Origin of the sequence: Crossiella cryophila (genome assembly GCF_014204915.1) — a bacterium.
In the GTDB taxonomy this organism is placed as follows: Bacteria; Actinomycetota; Actinomycetes; order Mycobacteriales; family Pseudonocardiaceae; genus Crossiella; species Crossiella cryophila.
In genome coordinates this window covers 6,323,502-6,348,697 of sequence record NZ_JACHMH010000001.1, presented here as the reverse complement: position 1 = coordinate 6,348,697, position 25,196 = coordinate 6,323,502, and the positions used below count along the sequence as shown (strand labels likewise).

Below are 25,196 nucleotides of genomic sequence, written 5' to 3'. Positions count from 1 at the left end.
CTGGCGGGTCACCACCAGCCGCGGATGGTCAGTTCGGGGATCCCGCGGGCGAACGGATCGCCGTACATGCCGGTGAGGAGTTCGTGCACCAGCTCGGCTACGGCGTGGGCGCCGGCGGTGTCATAGGAGGCGATGACGGTGATCGCGGGCTGGGCGGCGGCGCGGGTCAGCACCAGTTGCCAGGCGCTCTCCAGGGACACACTCGGCTGCTGGAGGGCCTCGCTGCGCCGCCTGGAGGCCAGCAGGGACACCGACCACGGCAAGGCCACGAGCAGGCCGGTGCGCCGGGCGGCCAGCCCTCGGGTGTGCAACGCGTGGGTGAGGATGTTCAGGAGTTCGATCGCGGCGTGCTGGGTGGGGAGCCTGCTTACCCGGTACCTGGTGTGGGTCGCGGTCAGGCAGGCGGAGGCCACCTCGACCGCCACCGGCCGGTCCGAGGCGCACACCCGGCGGCGGCCGGCGGCGAACAGCGCAGCGGCGTGGTCGAGTGCGGGGCAGGTGAACAGGGCGCGCTGGGGGAGCGCCGCGGCCCGGACTGCCGCCTGTGCCGCGAGGTTCGCGGCCGGGCCGTTCACCAGCCGGATGCGCGAGTGCTGGGCGGACATGCCGACACCTCCTGCCGTTCGGGTTGTGACGGTGGCGGAAGTGGGCCAGCGCGCACGTGCCGCCATGGGGTCCAACCGCTCCAGGTGCTGTTCACCTGGTGGTTTCCGGCGGGCTGATCGCGCAGCCCAACAGGTAGTAGTGGGCACGGCTGGTGATCGCGGCCATGACCATGGCGGGACGCACGTTGGGTTCCTCGAAGTCCTCGCCGTCTGCTGTGGACAGCGCCTCGGTGAGGCTGTAAGCGCTGCGGATCAGCTCGGGCAGCTTCTCGTGGACGTAGAACCAGTTGCCGGCGCCGGCGCCGCTCACGATGCGGGAGAGGTAGTCGATGAGCGCGAGGACGTCCTCGGTGATGCGCACCTCCTGATGGCGCAGCTGGTCGTGCAGGCCCCCGGTGGGCACCGGGGTGAGGTCGGGTTGCCGGGTTTGGGTGGGCTGGTGGTGAGGCATGGGCGGGCTCCTTCCGGTGGACATAGCTCACGCCGGGGGCCGGATTCCATGGGATTCAGTCAAGCCCTGGGCGACAATTCGACCGTAGCCCGACGGGTGAGTGATTTCAATAGCGCAATGGTGTATTTGTGAGCTATTCTCCACCGCGTATGGCATCATTAGGAACCCTCTGAGTTTGCCTACATTCAACCGAAAATCAGGGGCATCTTCGAAGTCGCCTGGCGCCCATTTCGTCAGCCTGTGGCGCACCCGCGGGCAAACGGGACCCATTGATGTCTCGCGAGTCAGAGAAACCGATCAGTCGAGGCTGGCGGAGCAGTGCGGGGCAGTGCGAGAAGTGCCCCGCACGAGAATAGGAGGAAGAGCGAACTGTGCGAAATGGGAAAAGTAGTGACGAACAATGGGAAATGAGAGTGCGTGTAGGTCAGGCGCAGTTGCTGGCAGCAACACCTGCCCCCCTGTGACCTATCGTTATCAGTCCGGCCGGTCGCCTCGGCTGACAGAATGGCCTGTGAGCTGGGTAGACGCGGATTGATCGGTCACCGTCGGGCCGTCGGCAGGGCACCGGTTCTAAAGCGGTGTCCTGCCGGTGCCCCTAACGGTGTCCCCGACGGCTCCCGTGGGTAACCGGGATCTCGGACCCCATGCCGCTCGATCTGTCTAAGCCTGAAAAAACCGACCGACATGCATGGCAACGGTCTCAGAGTTCGGCAGGTGTCGACGGTCTGATTCATTGTCTCATCTTCTGGCAGGTCACCTCAAGCTGTGCTCGACGGGACTTTTTGCTGAAGGAGCGCCTCCGTCTCCAGGGTTGGTTCGGTGTCGATGTCGGCCAGTCGTACTTTCAGTTGCCGGTAGATGGCGACTGCCGCGCTGCGGTGGCCGACGTCGAGGTGCAGCTGGACGAGTTGTTGGTACACGGATTCGGCGTACGGGTCCAGGGCGATGGCCACCGACAAGGCATCGATTGCGGTTTCCGGGTCGGGTTCGCGAACAAGTGTGGCCAGTCGGAGTAGCGCGTTGGACGCCTGTTGCCGGAGTGATTCGCGGATTTCCTCGGCCCACAGGTAGCCGACTTCGTCCAGGGGCGGTCCGGGCCGGGCGAGGTCGAGGACCCGGCGCAGGGCGCGGCTCTGGTCCTGTTCGCCGATGGCGGCGCGGGCTTGGAGGATCGTCGCGGCCAGCTCATGGGCGTCCACGGCGATCAGTTCCGGGTCCAGGCGGTAGCGGCCGCCGCGGCTGTGCACGAACTGCGCTTCGGCGATGCCGGTGGCCTTGCGCAGGGCGGTGCGGATGTTGCTGACCGCGGTGTGGATCTGCGCGCGCCCGGTGTCGGCGGCGACCTCGGGCATGAGCTGGTCCTGGAGGGCGGCCGCGCCTGTGCCGCTGGGGTGGGTGGCCAGGTAGGCCAGCACTTCCCGGCCCAGGTTGCGCAGCCCGTGGGTGATCTCCTTGCCCACCACGGTGATCCGTGGTGGGCCGAAGACCTGCAGCCGCACCGGTGCGGGCCGGGTGGGCGCAGCCGTGGCTTCGACAGTGGCGGTCTCGGTTCGCGCCTCCGGGGCGCTCGCGACGGGGTCTGCGCCACCGCGAGCGGCCAGGACCACGCTGAGCGTTTCGGCAGCTTCGGTGTCGGTGAGCGTTTCCGCGCGGGCGCCGACCATGGCGGCGGTGTGCTCGCCGCTGGCGGTGGCGATCAGGCCGTCGGCGGCGATGTCCAGCCTGCTGGACCAGGAGCCCAGTAACAGGCCGACCACACCCAGCTGGCGCCCCAACTCCAGCACGCTGCGCAGCCGCGGCGTGCTCGCAGCCTCCGGGGTGGTCAGGAGGAGCAGGGTGGGCACGGCTTCGTCCGGATCGAACTGGCGTTCCGCGGTCTCCGCGGTGGCCGGGGCGCCGCGGTGATCATCAAGTTCAGCGTCAACGTGGAGCCGGGTGCGGCGGGCGACCTCGGCTTCCAGTACTTCCAGGGCCGGGGCGAGGTCGGCAAAGCAGCGCACCCCGGGTTGTTCAGCCGGGGCGAGGGCGGGCAGGCATTCGGTGGCGGGAGCGCCGGCGAGGAGCAGTTCGGCGGGGTAGCGGGTGTCGGTGGCCAGGATCGCCGTCACCATGGCGCGGGCGGCCGCGGTGGCGCCCTCCCCGGTGAGGCCGAGCCCGGCCGCATCGGCCAGGTCGAGGGTGCGGACGTTGCCGGTGTCGGTGTGGGCGGTGAGCACGGCTGGTGGCGGCGGCCAACTGCGGCGCGGGGCAGGCTCGGGGTCGTGGGGGCGGGCAGCGCGTTCCAGGAGGGCGACGGTGGGCGGCATGGCCGGAGACGGTGCGGGTGGTTGCAGGGTTCCGGTGAGGCGGCGGCGGTGCCGGCGGCGCAGGCGCAGTGCCGTGGCGGCCACCGCGATCGAGAGGGCGAAGCCGATCCCCACGATCGCGCCGGAGGGCATCTTCACCACGGTCTCGGCCGGGGCGCCAGGGCTGGGCTGGCCGGGGTTCGGGGTGGGTGCCACGGTAGCTGGGCTTGGACTGGGGGAAGTCGTCGTGGTGGCGGGAGGTGGTGGCGGCGTCGGAGGTGGCGGGGTGCCGGGTCGGGTTGGTGGCTGGGTGATCCAGAGTCGCCAGCCGGGTCGGAGCTGGTCGGGGTCGGTCCAGGATCGGCCATCAGGCTGGGGGCGGTGGTGGTTGTCGTTCCACAACCGCCACCAGCCGCCGTGGTGGCCGTACTCCCGTTGTGCGATCGAGGAAGCGGTCTCCCCGGCACTGACCGTCACGGTCCGGGTCCCAACCGGTGGCGTGTTCGAGGCTGGTGGTGGAAGTAGGAGTACGTCGCCGGGGTAGAGCGCGTGCGCGTTGGGGATGCGGTCGGCGTTGAGGCGGTGGATCTCGTTGTGGCGGCGGGGATCGCCCAGGTGGGTGCGGGCCAGGCTGGCCATCGTGTCGCCGGGCTGGACTGTGAGCCGGGGGCACTCCGGGCGCACCGCCGGGTCTACTGTTCGGCGCCGCGCCAGCCCAGCGTCCACAGTGGACACCGTGGCCTTGCGGACGGTCCCTCTGCCGGAGCCTTCGGGGTCGTGGAGGGCGGTGGCCACTGGGGTCGATCCAGTGGCGGGCAGGGCGACCGCGGACTGGGGCAGCAGGACTATGAGGATGGCGGCGACCAGGCCGGCGATCCACCGCCGCGGACCGACCCCCGACCGCACGGTGTGGATGCCGCGGCGCAGTTGGTGGATGGTCTCGGTCAGGACCAGGCCGAGCATGACCAGCCAGGTCAACCAGAGCACGGCCAGCAGCAGGCCCGGGATCAGGGTGCCGTCACCCAGGGCGAAGCGGGCGGCGTGCCAGGTTCGTTCCAGCCACACATCGATCTCGGCCCAACGGGGCCATGGGTCCGGCATGAGGCGGCGCGGGTCGGCACCGAACTCCAGCAACCCGACCGGGAGCCCCACCACCATCGTGGCCACCAGCAGAACGGCGGCCAGGCCCCGGGCGAGATCGCCCGGACGGCGCGGCGGGCGGGTGCTGGTCATGGCCGGGCACCGTGGCCAGGTGGTGGAGTGGTGCCGATGTCGAGCTGGGCGGTGGCGGTGCCGGTCACGGTGTGGTGGGAGCCGACCAGGCCGGTGCGGGCCGGGGCGGTGCAGCGCACTTCAACCCGGACGGTACGGGCGGAGGTGATCTCCACCGTGCCGGGGCAGCCGGACCGGGTCAGGTAGCTGTGGGCGATGGTGTGTGCGGTGGTGGTGTCCAATTGGATGGGGGTGCTGCGGGTGTCGACCGCGGTCAGCGCGGCCCGCGCGGCTTCCGCGGCGATCGCATCCGCCCGGGACAGCGCCTGCAACCGTGTCGTGCCGTCGACGAGGAGAGCGAAGACGAGCAGGAGGGCGGCGAGCAGGATCGCGGTCATCGCGCTGACCGCCCCCTCGTCGCCGAACCGCCGAGCCGCGGGTGTCATGTTCGGCCCCGGAAACTGTCCAGGGGGCTGGTGAAGGTCTCCTGCAGGGTTCGGGTGCCGGGCAGTCCAGGCAGGGCCAGGTCGCTCAGCTCGGCCACGCAGGTCACCGTCGCGGACACGGTCGCGGGCTGGCCGAGGGGGACGGTGAAGCCGGAGGTGTCCAGGGTGACGGTGATACTGCGGCAGTGCAGTCGCTGTTCAGTGAGTACCCGGTACGCGGTCGCGGTGGCTGTCTGGCGTGCGTGGGCAGCGGTGCGGGCCAGGGACGCGGTGCGGGCCGCGGCGGTGGCGGCGTCGGTGATCACGTTGTCGGCCAGCATGATCCGCCCGGCGGCGATCATGGCCGCGATCGTCAGCAGCAGCACGGGACCTGCGGCGGCGGCGAACTCCACGCTGACCGACCCGGCCGCGTCCCATCCGCGGTGGCGTGGGCGGCGGGTCATCGTGGCCTCCCGGTGTCGGCGGGGGTGGTGAAGCGTTCCTGGGCGCCGGTGACGCTTCGGATGACCCGCAACTCCAGCCCAGGCAAGGGAAGCAGGCGCGGCACGGTGGCCGAGACCTCCACGCTCACCGTGCTCGTGGTGGCGGTCGCGGTGACCGCGGTGTTGGTAAGCAGGCCGGTGCCGGCCCGCTCCAGGAAGGAATGGGCGGCCTGCTGGCCGTCGGCGGGGGTGCCGGTGACGGTGCGGGCAGCCTGAAGTCCGGCTTGGGCTGCTGCTTGGCACAGGCTGCGGGCGTACCAGAGGAGCCCGAGCTGAGTGGCCAGGGCGAACAGCAGGAGCACGACCGGCATCAGCACGGCCAGCTGCACCGTCGCCGCACCACGATCATCCCGCCGGGCTCGGCTGGCCTGGGTCTGTCCTGTGTGGATGGTGGTGGTCATGGTGTTCACCGGTCAGGGCAGTTGGTTGAGGTACTTCTGGACAACGAGCTTGTAGAGGGCCACGGCCCCGAGCGCGACGACGACGCCCGCGGCGATGGCGATGGCGATCTCCACGGTCTCGACCCCGTCGTCACCGCCCCGGCGGCCCCGGAGCTGCCGGGGCAGAGTGGTGCCGATCTGGTCAGCCGCCGCGGTGGCGAGCAGGAGCAATAGGAGGAGCCGGATGCGGAGATTCGGGTCTCCGGTCTGGGCTCGGGGTGTGCGGTGCATGGCTGGTTACATCCTTTCGAGCAGGCGAGTGAACAGCGGGTAGATGATGAGGATCATGAAGGCGAACAGCAGGCAGGCCAGGGGGCCGACGAGGGTTTCCGAGCGCCGGTTGGCCTCTTCCCGGTCACTGGCCAGGGCGGCTTGGCGCAGTGCGGCGGCCTTGGCGGTCAGGGTGGTGTAGATGGCCGCGCCGTCCGCGGCGGTGGCCGTGATGTCGGCCAGCTCGACCATCGCGGGGATCTGGAACCGTTGCCCCCACTGAGAAAGGGCGTCCCAAGCAGGTGTTCCGGTGTGTCGGGTGCGGGTGAGGATCTCCCGGATGCGGTTGAACACCAGGCCGTTGCCGATCGTGGCGGCCTCGGTCAGGGCCGCGGTAGGCGCGGCACCGGCCGAGCGTTCCTGCGCGACGAGTTCGAGGTAGGAGGCCAGGGTGCGCGCGAACTCCAGCCGCACCGCGGCGGCGGCCCGCCGAACCCGGGCCGCAGGGATCAGCGACCCGGCGAAGGCACCGGCTACGGCCAGTACCACGACGGTGAGCACGTCCACACCGAGCGCGCTGCCGATGAGGATGATGGAGGCGCAGGTGAGAAGGCCCCATCCCAGGCGCGCGGCGACGTAGCCGATGACGGTGCGCTGCAACAGCTCCAGCTCGACCACCGGGGCACCCCACCACCGGCTGTCCGAGCTGGCCGCGCGCTCGGCGAGCACCTCCAGCACCTGCCCTGGTCGCCACCGCCGCCGAGCACGAGGCGTCCCGGCTGCATCGGTTGGGCTGTGGCGGTTCTGCACCTGGGTCATGGCCGCGACCAGGTCCATCCGCGGTGCCGGTACCAATGCGGCGATCAGCAACGCCACCGCCAGTCCGGCGCAGGCGCCCAGCGCCACGACCACCACCGTGGAGTTCATGACCGCCACCTCCGCGCGGCACTGCCGGAGGTCTGGGGGCGCAGCAGGAATCCCGGCTCGGGCCGGAGGCGGGTCAGCGCGGCCAGCCAGGTGCAGGCCAGGGCGATCAGGCCGATGACCAGGGCCAGCCACAACTGTCCGGTGAGGGTGTCGAAGGGGGCGAGGTAGTCCTCGGTGGCGGCCAGCAGGCCCACGGTCATAGCGGTGATGATGGCCAGCAGGGCGCGCACGGAGGTGCGGATCTTGGCGCGGTCGGCTTCGACCTGGCGGCGTCCGGCTACATCCTGGCGCAGGGAGCTGGCCAGTTCGTTGAGGATCGGGATCAGGCCGCGGCCGCCGCTGCGGTGGCGCAGGATCAGGCAGGCCACCACGCGGTGGGCGGCGGCGTGGTCGAGTTGGCGGGCGAACTCCCACAGTGCCGGGTCCAGCCCGCCGACGCGGGTGCTGGCGGCCAGGGCCTGCACGGGTTCGGCGATGGCGGCGGGGGCGGTGGCGGCGCTGGCGGTGATCGCGGTTTCCAGGCCGCCGGCGCCGGTGCCGAGCAGGTCGGCCAACCGGCGGGTCCATTCGGCCACGGCCTCCAGGGTGGTGATCATGCCGCGGTTGCCCGGTTGCGTTACCGCGCGGGGCACCAGCACTGCGCCGAGTCCGGCGGCCACGGCGGCGACCGGCCACCCGCTGGCCCAGCCCACCACTCCGCCGACCACCAGGCCCAGCATCAACGGCTTCAGCCAGGCCCACTGCCGCGGCCGGACCGCCACGGCACCCCCGCGGGAACCAGAACCATCCCGCACCGGAGGCACCGGCGAGGTCCGGAGACCGGCGACAGCGAGTCCGAGCGCGGCCGCCAAGACCACACCCAGCACCACCGACACGGTGGTCATGGCAGGTCCCGGCGGAGTTGTGCAGGTTGCCAGTCCCCGTCGACCTGGTGCAGCAGACCGGGATCGAAGCCGTGCCGGACCAGCTCGGTCAGCAGGGCCGGGCTGGGCGGGAAGTCCGGGATCGCCCGGCCGTCGACCGGGCGGGGGCTGAAGATGCGGGTGAGGTCGGGGCGGCCGGTCTCGCCGACCGGGCCGATTTCGGCGATCTCGGTGATGTAGCGCTGGCGGCAGGATCGGCCGGAGTGCGGGTCGTGGTGGTCGGTCTTGGCCAGATGCACGATCAGGTGCACCGCTGAGGCTGTCCAGCGGTAGGCGGCCTCCACCGGCAGCGGTGGCACGGCGAGTTGGCCGAGGGCGGCGATGCGGTCGGGGACCGCGGCGGCGGAGCCTGCGTGCAGGGTGGCCATGCCGCCGCCGACTGCGCCGTTGCCCAAGGCGCGCAGCAGTGAGGTGACCTCTCCGGCCCGGACTTCCCCGACCAGGACCCGGCCCGGTGAGTGACGCAGGACTTGCTTGAGCAGGTCGTCCAGGTCGATCGCGCCAACGCCCTCGGCATTGGCCTGTCGGGTCTCCAGCGGCGTCACCAGCGTGTGGGTGCCCAGCAGGTCCAGGCCCAGTTCGGCGTCATCTTCCACGGTGGCAAGGTGTTCGTGGGCGGGGATCTCGCGGGCCAGGCAGCGCAAGAAGGTGGTCTTGCCGGTGTAGGGGCCGCCGGTGACCAGGATGTTGCGCCCTGCCAGGACCGCCGCCCGCAAGAACGCCACCAGAATCGTGTCGACGGTGCCGGCGCGGATCAGGTCGTCCAAGCCGGCATCGTGCAGGCGGTGGCGGCGGATGGCGATCCGCGGCCGGCCCGACACCCCGATCACCGCGGACAGCCGGGCGCCCAGCACGCCGCCGATGGGCAGGCGGAAGCTGGTCATGGGATTGGCCGAGCTGAACTCGCGGGCGGTGCGACCCATGCGGGCGGCCAGATCGGTCACCATGGCGGTGAGCGTGGCGTCGGAGTCGGCCACCGCGTACGGCCAGCGTTGGAGCGTGCCGTCGGCCAGGTCCAGCCACACCTGGTCGTAGCCGTGGATGTGGACGTTCTCGACGTCCTCCTGTTCCAGCAGGGGCAAGAGGGTGCCGAGCCCGGCCATGGAGGCGACCACTGCCTGGGCGAGTTCGCGCTCGAAGGTCATCGTCACCGGCGGGTGCCCGGCCTGGGCGTTGCGCACCACCCAGGCGGTGATCTCCTCCTGCACCAGCGCCAGCACGCGGGCATGCTCCGCGGCGAGATCCTGTCCATCGGCGTCGTCCTGGTCGGCTTCGGCTCGACGCGCGGCGACGATGAGGCGGAGCTGCCGCACCAGTTCCGGGTCCGGTCTCGTCCTCGGTGCATCGGTCGGCGGGGTGTGGGGATCGGTGGGGACGGCGTGGAGTCCGCCGCGCCGGGGTGGCCGGGCGGGTTCGGGTCGTTCCGCGGTCATCGGAGGGCTCCGTTCACGGTGGTCAGTGCCGCGGTTGCGGGACGGGCGAGGGTTCCGGCGGTGTGCAGGCGCAGCGCGGTGCGCTCAGCAACCCGGGCGAACACGGTGCGCTCGCTGCGTCGCCGGTCGGCTCCGTCGCTGAAGACGCTGGCCGTTGTGGCGTCCTCGGGCATGCTCAGGCGCGCCGGAACGCCGAGCAGGCGCTGGACTTCGCGTACGCCGAGCTGGGTGGTGCCGCAGACCGCCAGGCCAAGTCGGTCGGCCGGGATGCGTTCGCGTAGCGCGAGCAGGGCGGGTTGGGCGGAGTGCAGGTGCCGGGGCACGGGGCGCACGGCGAGCAGGATGAGGTCGGCGGCCTCCAGCACCGGCCAGGGCACCGTGGCGCCGGTGATCCGCCCGCAGTCGGCCAGCACGTCCACCGCCCCGTACGGGCTCGTGGACGCCGCGGTGAACGCTTCGGCCAGCCGCTGCCAGCCGCCGTCGCCGAGCGCGGTGGCCTGGGCCGGGTCGGCCAGCCCGGCCAGCAACCTGGCCAGCGGCGCCGGTGGCACGGTCTGGAGGTGGCTGGTGAGCAGGTCTGCGGTGATGGTGGTGGTGTGCCGGGTGGCGGTGGCGAAGGACAGCACGCCCAGCTCGGGGCGCAGCTGTCCCAGCAGCCACCACGGTGACAACCAGCCGGTGGTGAGGTCGCCGCCGTGGGGGTCGCAGTCGGCGAGTACCAGCGGCGCCGGCCAGGCGTGGGCGAGTGCGGCCACGGTGGTGGTCGCGCCAGGCGCGGACTTGCCGGAGACGATCGCGATCACGGCCATCACCTGCCACACCTCCCTAGTTCCCGGGGCCGAGCAGGGTCAGGATCACCGGACCGGCCGCGGCCGCGGTCGCCGTGGTGAGCTGGTCGGCGGTGATCACGACGTCGACGGTGAGCGCACCTTGGGTATCCGGCTTACCGACGACCAGCACCCGGGCGGCGAACCCTGTTCCCCGAAGCGCCCCGTCCACGCTGGTCTGGTTGGCGGCGATCGGGGTCACCTGGACCCGTTCGCCGGGGTGCAGACCGCGGGCGAGCAACTGGCCCGATTTGATCGCCAGTGCGACAACGTGTTGTCCCGCAGCGGGAATCGCGTCTGCGGTCAGGTGTTTCGGGGCGAGCACGCTGCCCTCGGGTAACCCGGTGGCCGCGGTCTTGCCGAGCACGGTGGCGCGGTCTTCCTCGCGGATCATGTGCACGGCGGGGTCTTCGACGATGCGGGCCGTGGCCAGGTCGGCCTCGGTGATCCGCTGCCCCCACTCGACCTGGCGCGCCAGCACCAGCACCGTGACCCGGGCATCGTGGGCGGAGATGAGCAGGTAGTTGCCGTAGCCGGCCCCGGCGGCCAGCACCACCGCGGCGATCAGCAACCACCAGCGCCGCCGCCTCGGCAACCGCGCCGGGTGATCGGACCGAGCTGCTGAGGTCGCTGCACTGTTCCGTGCGACAGCGGGTGCACTGGGCAGGGGATGTCCCATGGTGTTCACCCCTTTCCTGATAACGCGGAATTCGCTGCGTGGTCGCGCCGCAGGGCTTGGGCTTCCACGACGGCCAGGGTTAGCTCGGCGCGGGAGATCAGATCGGGCAGTCGGCCCCCGGCGGGCGCGGTGCCGGTGGAGCCGGTCCAGCTCACCGACCAGGTGATGGTGAACCGCGCGCGAACCTGCTCGCCGGGGCGGCCGTGGGAGGAGCGCGGGTAGACGAAGTCACAGGTGGGCGACGGGGCGTGCAGCCCGGCCGCGCGGGTGTACGGCGTGCCGGGCCCCGTGCAGGTGCGGCCCTGGCCCATGCCGGAGTCGAAGGACAACCTAGTGGGCGTCGCGGTGACCTGGGCCCAGACCGGTCCGGCCTGCACCCGTTCCACCTGCGGCCGCCACACCGTCGGCTCGGTCCACAGCCAGGTGTGCTCGCCGACCACGGTGGCCCGGCGCCCGTCTGCGAGCTGCACGTCCGGGGACATCCGGGGCATCGGCAGCGGCAACACGAGCTGCTCGAAGGCCCGCTCGGCCAACTCTGCGGGGCTGGGCAGGACCGGCGCCGACCGGGCGCCTGGGCCTGGGGCGGGTCCGGTGACCCAGCCGCTGGTCGCCCCGTTGCAGGTGCGGGTGTAGGCGGCCTTGCCGTCCCCGCCCAGGGAGCCTGTGTGCCACTCGCGGTACCGGTCGAACATCTCCGACGGGCTGTGCGCGGCGGGGGAGTAGGTGCAGGTCGGTGCCGCACTGCCGCGGCCGGTGGAGGCGCTCGCGCCGCGACCTGGACGGCCCGGTTGACTGGGTGCGGTGGCGCCGAGGTCGACGGAGGGGGCTCCGATGTGGCCGAAGAGGTCACCGGGAACCACCACGATCTGGCCATCCCGGCTTGCCTCAGCGGGCGTCGGCGCGCCCACGGCAAAGGTGAGTACCGCGGCGATAGCCACGGTGCTGGCGGCGGCCCGTGTCATCGGCACGCACCTCCCCCGAAGACCACGTCAGAAACCCGCCACCGTCCGTCGGTGCCGCGCTGCATCGTGGCCGTGACCGGGTTCCGTTCCACGCCAACGGTTTTCGGCTTTCCGGTCTTGGCGTCGGCCTGCCCGGCTTTGCTGCCGTCCTGGCAGTCCTGCACCGTCGCGCGGTCCCCGTCGAGTTCGACGCTGGTGATTCGCGCGGTGGTGCTGCCGTACAGGACCACCGCCTGCTCCCGCAACAGGCCCAGCCCCTGCACCGTCCGGCGCAACTGCGGGTCGGCCGCCACCGTGCTCATGCGGGATTGCCACTCTGACTCGGGCTGCTTGTCGATCGTGCCAGCCACCTGCCAGAACTCCTGGTAGGCCGACCTGATCGACGAGGACGGATCGGAGGACGTACTCGGGGGTGAGGCCGAGGAGGTCTGCGGCGGCTTCGGCTGCGGTACGGCGGAGTTCTTCGGCGTGCAGGCGGAGGCCAGCAAGAGGCCGGGCACCAGCATGCTGGCGGCTGCCCTGCAGAGCAGGTAGCGCGTGGTCATGGTCGACTCCGTTCTGATTGCCTCGGCATCCGCGCCGCGGTCAGTGGGTGATCACCACGAGCAGTGCACCGGCAAGCAGCGGCGGCCCAGCGGGAAACCCGGCGCCGTGCCCCCACTGGGCGCGCCCGATGGCCAGCAGGGCGACCGCGACCAACCCGGTCAGCAAGAACGACAGCGTCAGCCCGCGGACAACGTGCTCCCAGCCCAGGAACCCCAGGAAGAGGGCCAGGACGGGCAACAACACCGCGTCGCCCCCGCCAAACCCCGCAGGCCAGAGCACGTGCACGGCTACGGTCACCAGCCCGACTACGGCCGCGGCGGCCAGGGCGCGCCACAGCCCGCCGAACGCGCCGAGCATTACCGAGGCCAAGGCGAGTAGCACCACCCCGCCGAGCCCCAGCGCGGCGGTCAGCGGGTGCGGCAATCGCCTGTGCTCCAGGTCGACGGCCGCCAAGACCAGACTGAACACCGCCAGCCAGCACCAGGCCGCTGTGGCCGGGGCGTCGCGTAAACGGCAGGCCAACCAGGTGGTCAGCAACAACCCCGCCACGGACAGCCCGATGCCCCGCAGCCACAGTTCGCGCCGATCCCGCGCTCGTCCCATTCGGACCTGACAGGCGGCCCACAGGAGCCCCGTGCCAGCTCCGGCGAGCTGATAGGCGACGACCGACAGCATGGACTTCTCCTCGATACGGCTGGCCCGGCCTCGGGTTCTCGGCATGCTTTCCGATCGCGTGTGGTTCTGACGCAACGGTGTTCATTCCGTACTCGCCTCCGGCTGCCACGACTTTCAAGATCAGTTTTGTCTTCTGCTTCGTGTCCCTGTCTATCGGGTCACCCCCTACGGACCGCAAGGTGCGTACGAGCGGACACTTGTGTCCGTACTGGGTAAATACCCGATCGGGGGACGCCGGGCGGACAAGATTCCCCGTACGGACAGAAGTGTCCGGCGCTACGCACCTTGCGGTCCGGTACCCCAGCGCTGGTATCAGAGGTAGAGAACAAAACTAGGAGGAGAGATCATGCAGTCAGGTCGACCCAACTCACTTCTTTTCCGGGTGGCAATCGCCGCAGGCGCCATGGTCGTGGTGTCCGGATGCGGCGCGGTCAAACAACCGGCTGGAGACACCCCAGTCCTAAACCAGAGCTTTTCGCCCGGTTCGCAGACAACAGTCGCGGCGCCGACCTCGACTTCTCCGGTCAGGGATTCAGATGCGGTTCGAGCCGCACTGGATGCGTATCGCGGCATGTGGCACCAACTCACCATCGCCGCCGCGAGCAGCAATCACCAGGTCAACGGGCTGGCCAGCCATGCGACCGGCCAGGCGCTGACCACGCTGCGCGGCATGCTGTACGACGACTCGATCGCCGGCCTGGTCACCCTGGGGCAGCCGACGTTATCGCCGAGGGTGGCCGCGGTTCGGATTCCGGAGGTGCCCATCGAGGCCGACATTGTCGACTGTGTGGACACGACCTCGTGGCGAAAGTACAAGGCGAGAGGCGGGGTTGCCGAGAACCGGCCCGCTGGGCGGCGGCATACCTCCGCGGTCGTGCGGAACACCGATGGCGAGTGGAAGGTATCCAAAGTGAAAATCAATGACGTTAGTTCATGCTGATCGAGCCGTCCGTGTCACTGCGCTTTGTGATTGTGCGACCAGTCGCTGTATGATCTCAAGGCGAACAGCACGCCGCCTGCTTTACTGGTCGACTGATATGTCACCGTGCGCGGAAACCCACCCTTCTCCTTCCGAATGATGAGCCCTGCTTTGACCATGGCATCCAAGGTCCTGTTGTACGCCTTGTCGTACAACAGAGGCCGGCCGGTCTTCATGCCACTCTGCTGGACCCGCGCACGCAAGCTGGTCCATGTTTGTGGGCCTTTAGCCAAGGCCACGAGCACTGGCACCGCCCAGTCCATGCGGGTAACGCGGAGCGCCTCCTGCGCCTCGCCCCAGTCGATCTCGTCGCCGGCCATCATTCTCCCCGTCCTGAGACCCGACACCACCGCTGCGCTGGCGATACCGGATCCCGCTTCCCCGAAAACAAGCTCGGCCCCTCCCCGCCGGGCCTGAGTTCACACGATCGCGAACTCACCTCCCGCCGGACCAAGGAACACCAGGCACTCACGGTCCTCACGGTCCTCGTCAGCTCCCTTCGCCTCCAGCAGGGCGCTGTCCGCATGCCGGAACGCCGCTGCAAGAAGAGAGATAACGCGCCCGTCGCGAGTTGGTCGCGTTGGCCGGAACGCGGCGGCCCCGACCGCGGCCGTCACGGAGATGCGCACGGCGAAGTCGTCCGGCGGCGCACCCCTGGTGACGATGCTCAGGTCTCGCACCAGCTTTCCCAGGCGGTGGGCGACCCGGATCGCCTCGTGCGCGTCCGCCACGAGGCACAACGCCAGGAACTCGTCACCGCCGTACCGGGCGAGCACGTCCCGCGGTCCGACGGCACCGCGGAGCACGTCGGCGACGGCGCCGAGCACCACGTCCCCTGCCGGGTGCCCGTGCACGTCGTTCACCGCCTTGAAGTCATCGAGGTCCAGCACCAGCAACACAAGCGCTTCCCCCTGCGCCGCGGCCTCGGCGACAAGCTGTGACGCCCCAATCGTCCAGCCCCACCGATCCGGCAACCTCGTCACGAAGTCGACGCCCGCGCTCCCGACCGCCTGACCGCAGGCACGGCAACACGCTCCAACAGGCTGCTCGGCACCCGCCGCGGCAGTCGGCTGGTCCTCCCTATGTTGTGTACGCGGCGCTGGTAACTCAGCGTGTTGTTGGCGGTCTTCGGCCGCAGCCCGGTCTCCGAGCGTGGCTGCTGTTCGCGTCGTACGCACCGCCATCCCTCCCTGAAACTCTTCTGAGTAAATGATCTTCATTTCGGCGGGATTGTCGAGATTGGCAGCATAAGCACAGTCCGGATCCGGTCTGGAGACCTTGTACTCAAGTAGACCCGATTGGGGTATCGCCACCGAGGCAGTACAAGCGTTTGATGAGAGACCAGGTGAGCGACCGTCGGCCTGGGAGGTGACGTCGTGACCGAGCGTGGTCAGTCACCATTTTCGGCTGTCCTGAATCAGCTGTGCGCCGAGTCCGAGTCCGTCAACGGCCGGCCGCTGTCCAACGTCAGCTTGGCCGCGGCGATCGACGTGAGCCACAGCTACATCGCGCAGCTACGCAAAGGGCAGCGCGAACCAACACTCAACACAATCGAGTCGTTGGCGGGGTTCTTCGACATCCACCCGGCCTACTTCGTGGGTGGGCGACGGGACCGAGCCCCCGGGAGCTTGCCCCAGGACTCCTTCCACGCCCGGCTCAACAGCCTGTTCGACTTGGCTCGCCCCCCAGGCAAGGGCGAGATGACGCTGGACGCGGTGGTCGCGACGGTTCGCGACCGGGGCAAGGAACGCGGCGACACGAACTGGACGATCTCGCCGAGCACGATCATCGACCTCCGCAGCGGCAAGAACACCAACCCCAGGCTCCGGCACGTGGTCATGCTGGCCGAGGTCTTCTACCTCGGGCCGGACTACTTCCTCGACGCGGAACTGGCCCAGCGGATCAACAGTGAACTGCGGTTCCATCGCACGATGACCGAACTCGGGGTGAGCGCGCTCGCCACACGTGCTTCCGGACTCACCGAGGACGTGCGCACCGAGATCATGCGGACCCTGGTCAAGGCGCTCAGGCCCGAAGCTGAAGACGAGATCGCGGAGATCCTGGCCCGGCCGTCGCGCACTGTGCAGGAGCCGGCCGAGGAGGAACGGTGAATCGCCAGCAGCTCAAGGAGCTACGCAGAGGGCTTGTCCAGGAAATGGAGCTGGACCGCTCCGCCAACACGGCCGACATCTGCCTCAAGCTGTGCGACGTCGTGGGCAAGCGGCTGCGCCAATCGATCCAGCTCAAGTTCGACGACCTCCAAGCCCGCGGGCTCAGCGGGTACTGGGCGAAGCTGCCCAACGGCGTCAACATCATCATGGTCACCACGGCCCGCAGCTGGACGCACCGGTTGTTCATCCTGCTGCACGAGCTGGCCCACATGATCTGTGAGCACGAGCCCGTTCACCTCAGCGCGGAGGAAGGCAGACAGCTGGCCGGCACCAGCCTCCCGCCGGGGCTGCTCAACATCGTCGCCAGGCGGACCGCGTTGACGGACGGGGACGAGGAGGAGGCCGAATCGGTCGCCGGCGACCTCATGCGGGACATCCTGGCCTGGGCCGGCCAACAGCCGGTCGAACCGTTCGAGCCCACCGGCAGCGACGGCGCGACCCGGGTCTGGTACTCGCTGGGCTTCGCAGGGGAACGAGGCTGACATGATCTCCGGAATCTTCTATTTCCTTTGCGCCGCAGGCACTGTGGTCCTCGTGGTGCACAAGTTCCGCTCCTGGATCGCTGCTCCGCCCGAACAGCGTCCCGCGATCCTTCCGGTGTGCACCTCCGGAATTTTCGTCGCCGCCGGGTTCCTGGTCGCCGTGCCCATCGTGGGGGTGAACCTCAACTGGCTCACCGGGATTCCCAGCCTGTCGGTCATCGTCCTGGGCGTGACCACGATGGCGTGGGTGGCCTCCGGTCAGACGATGTTGTTGTACTGGAGGCATTCCCCGGATTGCGCCTGGCGGATCGCACGCTGGATCATCGCGATCTACGGCACGATCGCCGCGGCCCAGGTGACGCTGTTCATCCTCGGCGGCCCGCCGGCCGACCTGCACTTGGAGTTCCTGGTCGTCTATGCGGCCGCGCCGTTCTTCGGCGAGCAGATGGCGCTGCACTTCCTGTCCTACACCGTGGGCATGGTCAGCCTGGCCTACATGTGCTGGAAGTGGTCGACCGAGCAGACCACGGTCGGCCGGGTGTGGTTGCGCCGTGGGCTGCGCTTCACCGCGGCGGGCTTCCTCGTCGCGGTCGGGTTCGGCGCGGTGACCTTCGTGTCGATCATCGCCACCTGGTTCGATCTCGACTGGAGTCTGCTGAGCACCAAGGTCGGGCCGACGTTGAACATCCTGTCCGCCCCGCTGGTGATCGTGGGCATGTCCATCCCGGTGTGGGGTCCCAAGCTGCCCGGCAGCCTGCAGCGGATCGCCGGCTATCCCGCCGCCTACCGGGCCTACCGCCGGTTGCAGCCGTTGTGGCAGGCGCTCTTGCCGATCGACCCCGCGATGGTCCACCCATACCGGTCGGTCGCCGACCGGCTCCAGTTCGACCTACGGTTGCTCTGGCGGATGATCGAGATCAACGACTGGCTCCAGGTGCTCCAGCCCTACCGAGCCGCACCGGTCGCCGCCGCGATCAGCGAGCGACTCGATTCCACCGGGCTGACCAGGACCCGGGCGCTGTCATTGCAGGAAGCCGCGGAAATCCGGGCCGCCCTGGCCACCTACCGGCGAGGAGACCCCAGCGTCGACGCGTCAGCCCGGCCGGTACACGGAGCCACCGAACCAGCCCACCACGCCTTCGCCTCCGAACGCGCCTACCTGCTGAGCATTGCCTCGGTGTTCCACGACCACCGTGTCCACGACGCACTCGCGGCCATCCCGGGCCTCACGAAGCCGGCACCCGCCAGCGTGGTCACATCGCCCTGATCTCCAGCGAAGGAACCACCATGCCGACACCTCGGATCCGACACGCCCTTGTGCTCGGCGGCGGCTTCGCCGGAACCCTCGCGGCGTACGTGCTCACCCAGGTCGCCGACACCGTCACGGTTGTCGACCGCGACCGCTTCACCAACGAACCCACCCACCGCAAGGGCACCCCGCACGCGCGCCACACCCACACCCTGGTCTCCGGTGGCGCCCGCGCCCTGGACGACCTCATGCCCGGAGTGATCGAGGAGCTGCTGGCCGCCGGCGCGCAGCGGATCGGCCTGCCTGACCGCTTCCTGGCCCTGACCCCCTACGGCTGGTTTCACCGCCGACCCGGCACCCAGTTCATCATCGGCAGCAGCAGGCGCCTGCTCGAATGGACCATCCGGTCCCGCCTGCCCCGCGGGGACCAGCTCCGTTTCGTTGAGGCCACCGATGTCATCGGACTGACCGGGAACGCGACCGCGGTCACCGGCGCCCGGTGCAAGGACCGGGCCACCGGCGAGGTCATCGAGCTGTCCGCGGACATCGTGGTCGACACCACCGGCCGCAGCTCCAATGCGGTCGACTGGCTGACCGAACTCGGCCTGCCCGCGGTACGCCAGGCGATCGTGGACCCCGGCATCTTCTACAGCACCAGGCTCTTCCGCGCCCCCGCCGGCGCCGAGCACAACTTCCCCGCGGTGAACATCCAGGCCAACCCGGTGATCACCACCCGATCCCGCCGCTCCGGCGTCCTCGTCCCGATCGAGGACGGACAGTGGACCGTCACCCTCTCCGGCGCCACCGGCTCCCAGCCCACCCTGGATGAAGAGGGTCAGCGCGCCTTCGCCGCCAGCCTGCCGGACCCGACCATCGCCAAGCTGATCGCTGCGGCCGAACCGCTCGGCCCGGCCTTCGGGTTCCGTGCTCACGCGAACCGGCGCTTCTACTTCGAGCGGCTGCCCCAGTGGCCGCGCGGCCTGGCCGTCATGGGCGATGCCTACGCGACCTTCAACCCGGTCTACGGCCACGGACTGACCGTGGCCGCGCGCGCCGCCATCGCACTCCGGGACGGACTCGCCCAGCACGGCGCGGACGGCGCCCGGCAGATCCAGCAGTCGATCGCCGCCGCGGCCGACGATGCCTGGACCATGGCCACCACCCAGGATGTCCGCTATCCCCAGACCGACTGCCCACGCCCCGGCCGAGCAGCCCGGATGCAGTACGCGTTCCAGGACTGGCTGGGCCGCAAGGCGATGAACAACGACAAGATCGCCGAGGCGCAGATCGACGTGTTCACCCTGTCCGCGCCGGCGACGAACATGCTGCGACCGACCATCCTGCTCAACGCGCTACGCACCGCACGCAAGCCCGGCCTGACCTTGCCGCCGTTCAGCGAAGAGGAACTCCGCGTCCTGGCACCGACGCCGACCTAACCAAGGTGTTCTGCCTTGGCGGGGACGCTGGTCCACCAGGGGGGAGGAGGCGGACCAGCGTTCCCCAGGAGGGCGGATCCGGGGGGATGGATCGGCCCACGGTCATCCAGGGTAATCGGGTATACGGCCTGCTCGCAGTGAAGACCGAGACCTTGCCCGACCGAGTGAACGCGGCACGGCTACCGCTGCGGGCGGGCGATGATGCGGACGTCCGGTCCGCTCATGTCGACCCGTACGACTTCCAGTCGCACGATGTCGGCCATGGTGGTGATGCCCGCGTCACCGAGACCAGGCTTCCCCGCGCCGAGCAATGCGGGTGCGACGTAGTTGATCACCCGGTCGATCACGCCCGCGGCCACAAACGAACCGGCCAAAGTTGGCCCGCCCTCAAGGAAAACGGCCTGCACGCCGCGCTTGTACAACCCGGCCAGAAGAGCCCGAACATCAAGGCCACGCCCAGTACGAGGCAGTCGAAGCAGTTCGGCTCGACCTTCCAGATGCGTGGTGTCGGCGTCCTCGCTGACGGCGATGAGGGTTGGCGCTGCGTTGTTCAGCACCGTGGCGTCCGCCGGCGTGCGTGCGTTGGAGTCGACGATCACGCGCAACGGCTGGTTGGCGGGCTCGATCATCGACAGGTCCAGCCGCGGGTCGTCGTTGCCGCGCACCGCGAGGTTGGGGTTATCGGCCTGCTGGGTTCCCGAGCCAACCACGGTGGCCTGGCAACCAGCGCGCAGCAGATGAACTTCGCGTCGGCTGTGCGGGCTGGTGATCCACTGGCTGGTGCTGTCCGCGGCGGCGATCCGCCCGTCCATGGTCGCGGCGTACTTGTACACCACGAAGGATCGCTGCTCCCGCTCGTTCACCCCCGACCATTCCGCACGGCCAACCAGTTCATCGATGTCAATGGGGGTGGGACCGGTCATCAGGTGGACTGTCCTTCGGTGTGTTGAGCTGCGCTGGACGACGGGTGGTGAGTTCGTGCTGGAACAGCGCGACCTCCCCGTCCTTGGTCGGGATCTTGTCCAGCACTTTATCGACTTCCAACAACACGGCAAGGGTGCGCGCCGACCCGGTGGATTCCATCAGGTTGAGCGACTGACGGGCCGTCGCTGCGGCGTACTCCGCCTCGCCACCTGCGGCGAGTGCGCCAGCCTTCTGGGCCAGCAGCAGTCCTTCCTCGCGCCGGTAGTCCGGCGACCAGTGCGCCAGCGCCTCGTCGTAGGCGGCCACCGCGCGGTCGTACTGGCCGAGGGCGGTCCAGCAGGCGCCTTCGTGAGAATGCAGGTACGGCAGGGTGCAGTAGTTGGCCAGGTCGAAGCGACCGGATGGCGAACTCGACTTCGAGGTCCGGGCCTGGTGGGCCATTTCGAGCGCCCGCATCATCGCCCGTTCGTCGCCCTCGGCCGCGTGCCCGCGGGCCTGCTGTTGCAGGGCCATCGCCGCGACACGGCCGGGGACTCCACCGGTCGCCGCCGCGCTCTTGGCCAGAGCTACCGCATCGGCGTGTTCACCACCAGATGCAGCCTGCTGGGCTTGCCTGGCCAGGACGTAGGCCACGAGTTCCGGACTGTTCGCGGCGTGGGCCCAGCGCAACGCGGTGTTCGACCATTCCGCGCCGTCCTTGGGGTTGCCGAGGTCGTCCGCGAGCCAGCCTGCAAGTTCGGCGAACGCGGCGGCGACTTCGTAGATCCCAGGGCGGAGCGCCTCGGGCACGGTCTTCACCAACGCACTGAGATTGCGGACCTCCTGGGTCACGTACGACATCGCGGTGCGAGGCCCCATCAAGGCGTCGGCGCGAACCAGCGTTGTTCGGATGCTCACGAAGTGCTTGAGGTTCTCCGGGTCGTACTCGGCGGCCCGCCTGGGTAGGCGGGCGGACCTCGCAGTCAAATGGTCCAGCGCCTCGGTCTTTTGCTGAAGCTCATCTTCCCGCTGCGAGAACATCGCCACATCAGTGGACGTGGGAGAGCAATTCCGGAACCCGGAGAAGTCCATGTTCGAGGCTCCCCACGGAGCCTGCGCGGACATGCCCCGTTGCAACTGTGGGGGCGGCGCGAACCATGCAATCTCCCACGGCATGCCAATCATCACTGCAATCGACTGGAGTTCACGAACGGGCTTGTAGGAGCCTTCGCTCTCCAGTCTGCTGACCTGGGATTGCGAGAGCCCGCCCAACGCCTCGCCCAGCAACATCTGCGAAACCGGAGGCTTGGATTCCTTCCGGTAGACCTTGACCACCTGGCCGATGTTCTGGCTGGCCACGGCGCCTCTCAGGGAGGCGCGATCCCAGAATCCGGCGGGAGCCCTAGGCAGTCTGCAACGTGCAATCTGACATCCCTCGCACAGCCCAGACACGTGGATCGTCGGCTGTTCCCAGCAGGCACAGCACACAGGCCGCTGTTCCATGGCTACCCCCGGCTCGATGCCTGTTCATTAAAGCATATGAGACGGACTCGCATAGGTATGCGTCGCACGCATATTTGAGGATAGCACGGATACCCGCATTCGTTATTACATTCCCGCCCTCCGGTCACCTAGCGTGCTGGCTTCAGCAACAACACCGGGGCTGTATTGGCGCCCTGGTCCTCGCGACAGCCTCGGGGAGGACACGGAATGGGAATCGCAACTGCGTCGCCGGTCCGCCGCACCGCGGTGAACTCGTAGGACGGCCGGGATGGTCAACCACGGCACCGCCAGCTGGACCTATGTCCAGGAGCTGTACGCCCCGACGCCGGGCGCGCAGGTTGATGTGCACCTGGTTCGCCGGGAGGCGTCGGAGCAGCCAGGTATGCAGGACCAGTTTCCGTTGCTGTGCAAGGGATGTGCCGAGCGGCCGCGGTACCGCCATGAGATCGAGATCCAGCCGAACTTCCGGGGCCGGGCCTGCGTTGGATGTCTCCGCGCGGCCATGCCGGACGTCGACAACCCCGATCTCGTGGACTTCTACGCACCCGCCCTCGAAGCAGCGGGCTGGCAGTGGGGCGTCCAACTCGCTGGCGTCGTAGAGCCGTCGCTGACGCTGGCGGATCATCCGTGGCTGACCTCGATGACCTTGCCCAGGTTCGGCGCGTCCGTCGTAGTGCGACTGCCGAACTCCTGGTCCGCGGACCGGCCACGTGCGCTTGGTCCCGAACGATTCCGGTTCCTCGTCCCGGCCAGGGTGGCCGTTGAGTGGGCCGCCACCGACGACCTGAACGACACCAGCGTCCTCGAAGCAGCCCACCAGGGAGGCATCGAATGAATCGCGATCTTCTCCAGACTGCCCGGCAACGGTCCACTGCGGGCCAGTACTCACCCAAACACCTTGCGCCACAAAAGGTGCCCGACCTGAAGGCGGCGCAGGTCCTTTACCCGCGTCGGCGCAGTCGGCCAGGGCGATTGCTCGCGAACCTGTTCTCCCGCAATGACATCCTGCTGGTTGCCACCCTCTGTATGACCGCCGGCCCCGTTGTCGCAGCTTCGTCCGCGCCAGCTGATCTACCGAACGGCTTCCTCTTCGGCGCCGCCAGCGCCGTTGCGGCATTGGCGGCGTTCGAGCTGTTGTTCCACCGACACCGCCAGGTGCGCGAGGGAACGCCATTGGCCGGAGCCCTTGTGCTCATAGCGATGTTGGCCGGTCTCGGATCCGGCTTGACCGTCCTCTATGGACTGAGTGGGCGGCTGGCATGAGCCTACGAGCGCGTCATTCCCGCGTCTTGGCAACACGTTTGGAACAAGAGGCCAACGCCCCTGTGGTGGCGATCTTCGATAGGCAGGTAGGTCGCTACGTTGTCCACTGGACCTCTGGTCCATCGGTGGCGTGGATGAGCGCAACGGCGGCCAGGGTTGGCGGTGGTCTCAGCACGCTCCGCATCCAGGACCTTCGTTACCTACGCACGTCACACGCCTGTCCTCGTGGGAGAGACGGCCGGTGGATCGACGAACCTGTTCCGGCGCCGCATTTTGTGGAGAGCGCGGACCACAACGGAGCGGATGCCGTACTCCCGGCGGCGGCTGAGGTGGCGCAGCAGCACCAGGCCCAGGAAGGCCGGTGCGCATGATGATCGCCAGCAGGCAGGTGGACACCCTGGGCGCGAGCGGCACGGGACCGTTGAGCCCGTCAGCCAGTCAGACATCGGCACCGCGGCCTCCAACTCCTCCCCACCAGCTCGGCGAGCTGGACCCGCAGGAGCCGTTCATCGGTCGTGACGACGAACTCGCCTGGCTCGCCGAACGCATTGCTGACGGCAACAGCCTGGTGGTACTCAGCGGCCCAGCCGGTGTCGGCGTCACAAGCCTTGTGCTCCGCACCGCGCACCAGCATGCCGACGCCTTCCCGGGTGGCCAGCTGTACGCCGATCTCGGCCGGGTCGGCATCCTCCGCGGGCGCGTCATCCTCGACCATGTGCTTCGCGGGTGGCTTCGCGCGCTCGGCACGCCGGTTGACCTGGTCGACCGGGCTGTTGGCATGGAGCAGGCCACCGAACTCTTCCGCAGCATGACCGCGGGCCTGGAACTACTGGTGGTTATCGACAACGCCGACGCCGAGTCCCAGATCGAAGCCCTGCTCCCAGCTGAACCCGGCAACCTCGTTCTGGCAGTCCTCCCTGAGTCACCGGCTCGACTGACTGACCGGGACAGGGCAGTCCACCTGCCGCTGATGCCGCTGAACCCGGCCTCCTCGAACACCTTGCTGACCGCGGCGATCGACCCGGAACGCATCGCGGGCAGGGCTGACTACGTCGTGGAGTTGGCGTTCCTCTGCGCCGGGATGCCGTTGGCCCTGGTGCTCGCCGCCACGACCCTGGCGGAGCATCCAGATGTTCAGGTGGGCGACGTCATTGCGAACCTGGCTGCGTTCCACCGGGACCGCGGGAACCTGACGACGAATCTCTCGGCGACGTTGGCCGTGGCTGCCACGAGGAAACTGGCGTTCGACCAGTTGTCGCCTGCTCAGGCAAACGCCTTGTGCTGCCTGGCAATCTATCCAGGGTCCGTGCTCAACTCCGCTGTCGCAGTCGGAGCCACCGGGCTGTTGCTGACGGCGGCCGGGGAGCTGCTGGACACCCTCGCTCGGAGCAAGTTGTTGCAGCGCAACGGTCCGGACCGCTACAGGCTCTCCGCCTCGTTCGCTGACCTGGTTCGGCAGCACGTTCACGACACCTGGGCGTGGAGTACATGGTCTGCGGTGCTGGTGGACTGCTTGATGGTCCTCCACCACGCAGCGCTCGACGCAGACCTGGTTCTGTTCCCGGGTCGCCAGTACCTGTTCGCAACAGCTCGCCTCGCTAGCCGTAGCCGAACACGGCCGGTGTATCCAAGTCGGGCCGCGGCTCGCACCGCGATGGACCACTTGCGCCCCAACCTGGTCGCCGCTGTCGTGGCCGCCGTGTCGATCGGGCGGCCCGCCTTGGCCTGCCACCTCTGCGACGCGGTCTACGGGTACTTCCTGGACTGCGGCGGGGTCGCGGAGTGGATCGTGATGTTGGAGAACGGCGTCATTGCGGCCAGGACCCTCGATGACCCGGCCGTGGAAGCGGAATTGCAGTGGCAGCTCGCAACCGCGTACCTGCGCCAGGGCACCGCGGCCGGCCGCCGGGCGGCGCGGGAACGGTTCCGGTCCGCGGCCGAGCTTGCCGAACGAGTGAGCATTGACGGCGCAGGCGTCATCCAGGCGGGCCAAGCCCCCGCGTTCAGCCACCGGTTGCCCCGGGCCGGAGGCGCGGACTTACCGGGGCCAGACGACAGATCGCGACGATCCCCAGCGGCCCTGAACGACACCGATCCACTGTGAAGG

General features: G+C 69.2%; 27 protein-coding genes. 8 read left to right on the top strand and 19 right to left on the bottom strand.

Annotated features, from left to right (window positions below; genetic code table 11):
• Window positions 1–8: 8 nt before the first annotated feature.
• From HNR67_RS28015 to HNR67_RS27945, 15 genes are all read right to left on the bottom strand, one after another.
• Complete coding sequence (locus tag HNR67_RS28015; RefSeq protein ID WP_185005202.1) at window positions 9–605, bottom strand: hypothetical protein; 597 nt, start codon at window positions 603–605, stop codon at window positions 9–11.
• Window positions 606–696: 91 nt separating this feature from the next.
• Window positions 697–1,056 (bottom strand): hypothetical protein, encoded by a 360-nt coding sequence (locus tag HNR67_RS28010; protein ID WP_185005201.1) that lies wholly within the window; start codon window positions 1,054–1,056, stop codon window positions 697–699.
• 758 nt (window positions 1,057–1,814) lie between these two features.
• Window positions 1,815–4,574 (bottom strand): BTAD domain-containing putative transcriptional regulator, encoded by a 2,760-nt coding sequence (locus HNR67_RS28005; protein ID WP_185005200.1) that lies wholly within the window; start codon window positions 4,572–4,574, stop codon window positions 1,815–1,817.
• The gene (locus HNR67_RS28000; protein WP_185005199.1) at window positions 4,571–4,999 is read right to left on the bottom strand and encodes a hypothetical protein; all 429 of its coding nucleotides are present in this window, start codon (window positions 4,997–4,999) and stop codon (window positions 4,571–4,573) included. Before HNR67_RS28000 ends, HNR67_RS28005 begins: the two co-directional genes overlap by 4 nt.
• Window positions 4,996–5,442 carry a TadE/TadG family type IV pilus assembly protein gene (locus HNR67_RS27995; RefSeq protein WP_185005198.1) on the bottom strand — a complete coding sequence of 149 codons (447 nt, stop codon included), beginning with the start codon at window positions 5,440–5,442 and terminating at the stop codon, window positions 4,996–4,998. The genes HNR67_RS28000 and HNR67_RS27995 overlap by 4 nt, the downstream gene beginning before the upstream one ends.
• Window positions 5,439–5,882 carry a TadE family protein gene (locus tag HNR67_RS27990; protein ID WP_185005197.1) on the bottom strand — a complete coding sequence of 148 codons (444 nt, stop codon included), beginning with the start codon at window positions 5,880–5,882 and terminating at the stop codon, window positions 5,439–5,441. The genes HNR67_RS27995 and HNR67_RS27990 overlap by 4 nt, the downstream gene beginning before the upstream one ends.
• 12 nt (window positions 5,883–5,894) lie before the next feature.
• On the bottom strand, window positions 5,895–6,152 hold the full coding sequence (locus HNR67_RS27985; protein WP_185005196.1) for a hypothetical protein: 258 nt from the start codon (window positions 6,150–6,152) through the stop codon (window positions 5,895–5,897).
• A gap of 6 nt (window positions 6,153–6,158) precedes the next feature.
• A complete protein-coding gene (locus tag HNR67_RS27980; protein WP_185005195.1) occupies window positions 6,159–7,058 on the bottom strand; it encodes a type II secretion system F family protein in 900 nt (299 codons plus the stop codon).
• On the bottom strand, window positions 7,055–7,942 hold the full coding sequence (locus tag HNR67_RS27975) for a type II secretion system F family protein (RefSeq protein WP_185005194.1): 888 nt from the start codon (window positions 7,940–7,942) through the stop codon (window positions 7,055–7,057). The genes HNR67_RS27980 and HNR67_RS27975 overlap by 4 nt, the downstream gene beginning before the upstream one ends.
• The gene (locus HNR67_RS27970) at window positions 7,939–9,414 is read right to left on the bottom strand and encodes a CpaF family protein (RefSeq protein WP_185005193.1); all 1,476 of its coding nucleotides are present in this window, start codon (window positions 9,412–9,414) and stop codon (window positions 7,939–7,941) included. Before HNR67_RS27970 ends, HNR67_RS27975 begins: the two co-directional genes overlap by 4 nt.
• Complete coding sequence (locus HNR67_RS27965) at window positions 9,411–10,223, bottom strand: hypothetical protein (protein WP_407645189.1); 813 nt, start codon at window positions 10,221–10,223, stop codon at window positions 9,411–9,413. The genes HNR67_RS27970 and HNR67_RS27965 overlap by 4 nt, the downstream gene beginning before the upstream one ends.
• A 16-nt stretch (window positions 10,224–10,239) precedes the next feature.
• Window positions 10,240–10,836 (bottom strand): SAF domain-containing protein, encoded by a 597-nt coding sequence (locus HNR67_RS27960; RefSeq protein ID WP_185005191.1) that lies wholly within the window; start codon window positions 10,834–10,836, stop codon window positions 10,240–10,242.
• A gap of 89 nt (window positions 10,837–10,925) precedes the next feature.
• Complete coding sequence (locus tag HNR67_RS44955; protein ID WP_246492608.1) at window positions 10,926–11,882, bottom strand: hypothetical protein; 957 nt, start codon at window positions 11,880–11,882, stop codon at window positions 10,926–10,928.
• On the bottom strand, window positions 11,879–12,427 hold the full coding sequence (locus tag HNR67_RS27950; RefSeq protein WP_185005190.1) for a hypothetical protein: 549 nt from the start codon (window positions 12,425–12,427) through the stop codon (window positions 11,879–11,881). Before HNR67_RS27950 ends, HNR67_RS44955 begins: the two co-directional genes overlap by 4 nt.
• A 40-nt stretch (window positions 12,428–12,467) precedes the next feature.
• The gene (locus HNR67_RS27945) at window positions 12,468–13,103 is read right to left on the bottom strand and encodes a prepilin peptidase (protein ID WP_185005189.1); all 636 of its coding nucleotides are present in this window, start codon (window positions 13,101–13,103) and stop codon (window positions 12,468–12,470) included.
• Between the two features lie 346 nt (window positions 13,104–13,449).
• Between HNR67_RS27945 and HNR67_RS27940 the strand changes: the two genes are divergently transcribed.
• Window positions 13,450–14,043, top strand: a complete 594-nt coding sequence (locus tag HNR67_RS27940; RefSeq protein WP_185005188.1) for a hypothetical protein — start codon at window positions 13,450–13,452, stop codon at window positions 14,041–14,043.
• A 14-nt stretch (window positions 14,044–14,057) separates the two neighbouring features.
• On the opposite strand, the gene HNR67_RS27935 is transcribed toward HNR67_RS27940, so the two are convergent.
• Window positions 14,058–14,402: a hypothetical protein gene (locus tag HNR67_RS27935; RefSeq protein WP_185005187.1), complete on the bottom strand. Its 345-nt coding sequence runs from the start codon at window positions 14,400–14,402 to the stop codon at window positions 14,058–14,060.
• 99 nt (window positions 14,403–14,501) lie between these two features.
• A complete protein-coding gene (locus HNR67_RS43685; protein ID WP_246493591.1) occupies window positions 14,502–15,266 on the bottom strand; it encodes a GGDEF domain-containing protein in 765 nt (254 codons plus the stop codon).
• A 192-nt stretch (window positions 15,267–15,458) separates the two neighbouring features.
• On the opposite strand from HNR67_RS43685, the gene HNR67_RS27925 reads away from it, so the two are divergent.
• From HNR67_RS27925 to HNR67_RS27910, 4 genes are read left to right on the top strand one after another with little or no spacing between them, the layout of a single operon-like run.
• Window positions 15,459–16,193 (top strand): helix-turn-helix domain-containing protein, encoded by a 735-nt coding sequence (locus HNR67_RS27925; protein WP_221490078.1) that lies wholly within the window; start codon window positions 15,459–15,461, stop codon window positions 16,191–16,193.
• Window positions 16,190–16,735, top strand: coding sequence for a hypothetical protein (locus HNR67_RS27920; RefSeq protein ID WP_185005185.1), 546 nt, complete (start codon window positions 16,190–16,192; stop codon window positions 16,733–16,735). The genes HNR67_RS27925 and HNR67_RS27920 overlap by 4 nt, the downstream gene beginning before the upstream one ends.
• A 1-nt stretch (window position 16,736) precedes the next feature.
• Entirely contained in the window at window positions 16,737–18,002 is a 1,266-nt protein-coding gene (locus HNR67_RS27915) for an MAB_1171c family putative transporter (RefSeq protein ID WP_185005184.1), read from the top strand.
• 20 nt (window positions 18,003–18,022) lie between these two features.
• Window positions 18,023–19,420 carry an FAD-dependent oxidoreductase gene (locus HNR67_RS27910; protein WP_185005183.1) on the top strand — a complete coding sequence of 466 codons (1,398 nt, stop codon included), beginning with the start codon at window positions 18,023–18,025 and terminating at the stop codon, window positions 19,418–19,420.
• A 179-nt stretch (window positions 19,421–19,599) separates the two neighbouring features.
• Here the strand turns inward: HNR67_RS27910 and ribD are convergent, their stop codons facing one another.
• Window positions 19,600–20,343: a bifunctional diaminohydroxyphosphoribosylaminopyrimidine deaminase/5-amino-6-(5-phosphoribosylamino)uracil reductase RibD gene (gene ribD, locus HNR67_RS27905; protein ID WP_185005182.1), complete on the bottom strand. Its 744-nt coding sequence runs from the start codon at window positions 20,341–20,343 to the stop codon at window positions 19,600–19,602.
• Window positions 20,321–21,682, bottom strand: a complete 1,362-nt coding sequence (locus HNR67_RS27900; protein ID WP_185005181.1) for a hypothetical protein — start codon at window positions 21,680–21,682, stop codon at window positions 20,321–20,323. The genes ribD and HNR67_RS27900 overlap by 23 nt, the downstream gene beginning before the upstream one ends.
• A 412-nt stretch (window positions 21,683–22,094) precedes the next feature.
• On the opposite strand from HNR67_RS27900, the gene HNR67_RS27895 reads away from it, so the two are divergent.
• The 3 genes from HNR67_RS27895 (at window position 22,095) to HNR67_RS27885 (ending at window position 25,193) form a co-directional block, all read left to right on the top strand.
• A complete protein-coding gene (locus HNR67_RS27895; RefSeq protein WP_185005180.1) occupies window positions 22,095–22,661 on the top strand; it encodes a hypothetical protein in 567 nt (188 codons plus the stop codon).
• Window positions 22,658–23,089 (top strand): hypothetical protein, encoded by a 432-nt coding sequence (locus HNR67_RS27890; RefSeq protein ID WP_185005179.1) that lies wholly within the window; start codon window positions 22,658–22,660, stop codon window positions 23,087–23,089. Before HNR67_RS27895 ends, HNR67_RS27890 begins: the two co-directional genes overlap by 4 nt.
• Window positions 23,090–23,450: 361 nt before the next feature.
• Window positions 23,451–25,193, top strand: coding sequence for a hypothetical protein (locus tag HNR67_RS27885; RefSeq protein WP_185005178.1), 1,743 nt, complete (start codon window positions 23,451–23,453; stop codon window positions 25,191–25,193).
• The last annotated feature ends 3 nt before the right edge of the window (window positions 25,194–25,196 follow it).

Excerpts from the sequence above, each read along its gene's own strand:
- HNR67_RS27915 (WP_185005184.1), top strand. The coding sequence starts at position 16,737 with ATGATCTCCGGAATCTTCTATTTCCTTTGCGCCGCAGGCACTGTGGTC.
- HNR67_RS28010 (WP_185005201.1), bottom strand. The coding sequence starts at position 1,056 with ATGCCTCACCACCAGCCCACCCAAACCCGGCAACCCGACCTCACCCCG.
- HNR67_RS27970 (WP_185005193.1), bottom strand. The coding sequence starts at position 9,414 with ATGACCGCGGAACGACCCGAACCCGCCCGGCCACCCCGGCGCGGCGGA.
- HNR67_RS28015 (WP_185005202.1), bottom strand. The coding sequence starts at position 605 with ATGTCCGCCCAGCACTCGCGCATCCGGCTGGTGAACGGCCCGGCCGCG.
- HNR67_RS27995 (WP_185005198.1), bottom strand. The coding sequence starts at position 5,442 with ATGACCCGCCGCCCACGCCACCGCGGATGGGACGCGGCCGGGTCGGTC.
- HNR67_RS27895 (WP_185005180.1), top strand. The coding sequence starts at position 22,095 with ATGGTCAACCACGGCACCGCCAGCTGGACCTATGTCCAGGAGCTGTAC.
- HNR67_RS28005 (WP_185005200.1), bottom strand. The coding sequence starts at position 4,574 with ATGACCAGCACCCGCCCGCCGCGCCGTCCGGGCGATCTCGCCCGGGGC.
- HNR67_RS27990 (WP_185005197.1), bottom strand. The coding sequence starts at position 5,882 with ATGACCACCACCATCCACACAGGACAGACCCAGGCCAGCCGAGCCCGG.
- HNR67_RS27985 (WP_185005196.1), bottom strand. The coding sequence starts at position 6,152 with ATGCACCGCACACCCCGAGCCCAGACCGGAGACCCGAATCTCCGCATC.
- HNR67_RS27910 (WP_185005183.1), top strand. The coding sequence starts at position 18,023 with ATGCCGACACCTCGGATCCGACACGCCCTTGTGCTCGGCGGCGGCTTC.
- HNR67_RS27975 (WP_185005194.1), bottom strand. The coding sequence starts at position 7,942 with ATGACCACCGTGTCGGTGGTGCTGGGTGTGGTCTTGGCGGCCGCGCTC.
- HNR67_RS27940 (WP_185005188.1), top strand. The coding sequence starts at position 13,450 with ATGCAGTCAGGTCGACCCAACTCACTTCTTTTCCGGGTGGCAATCGCC.
- HNR67_RS27965 (WP_407645189.1), bottom strand. The coding sequence starts at position 10,223 with ATGGCCGTGATCGCGATCGTCTCCGGCAAGTCCGCGCCTGGCGCGACC.
- HNR67_RS27935 (WP_185005187.1), bottom strand. The coding sequence starts at position 14,402 with ATGGCCGGCGACGAGATCGACTGGGGCGAGGCGCAGGAGGCGCTCCGC.
- HNR67_RS27980 (WP_185005195.1), bottom strand. The coding sequence starts at position 7,058 with ATGAACTCCACGGTGGTGGTCGTGGCGCTGGGCGCCTGCGCCGGACTG.
- HNR67_RS28000 (WP_185005199.1), bottom strand. The coding sequence starts at position 4,999 with ATGACACCCGCGGCTCGGCGGTTCGGCGACGAGGGGGCGGTCAGCGCG.
- HNR67_RS43685 (WP_246493591.1), bottom strand. The coding sequence starts at position 15,266 with ATGGCGGTGCGTACGACGCGAACAGCAGCCACGCTCGGAGACCGGGCT.
- HNR67_RS27950 (WP_185005190.1), bottom strand. The coding sequence starts at position 12,427 with ATGACCACGCGCTACCTGCTCTGCAGGGCAGCCGCCAGCATGCTGGTG.
- HNR67_RS27945 (WP_185005189.1), bottom strand. The coding sequence starts at position 13,103 with ATGCTGTCGGTCGTCGCCTATCAGCTCGCCGGAGCTGGCACGGGGCTC.
- ribD (WP_185005182.1), bottom strand. The coding sequence starts at position 20,343 with ATGACCGGTCCCACCCCCATTGACATCGATGAACTGGTTGGCCGTGCG.
- HNR67_RS44955 (WP_246492608.1), bottom strand. The coding sequence starts at position 11,882 with ATGACACGGGCCGCCGCCAGCACCGTGGCTATCGCCGCGGTACTCACC.
- HNR67_RS27890 (WP_185005179.1), top strand. The coding sequence starts at position 22,658 with ATGAATCGCGATCTTCTCCAGACTGCCCGGCAACGGTCCACTGCGGGC.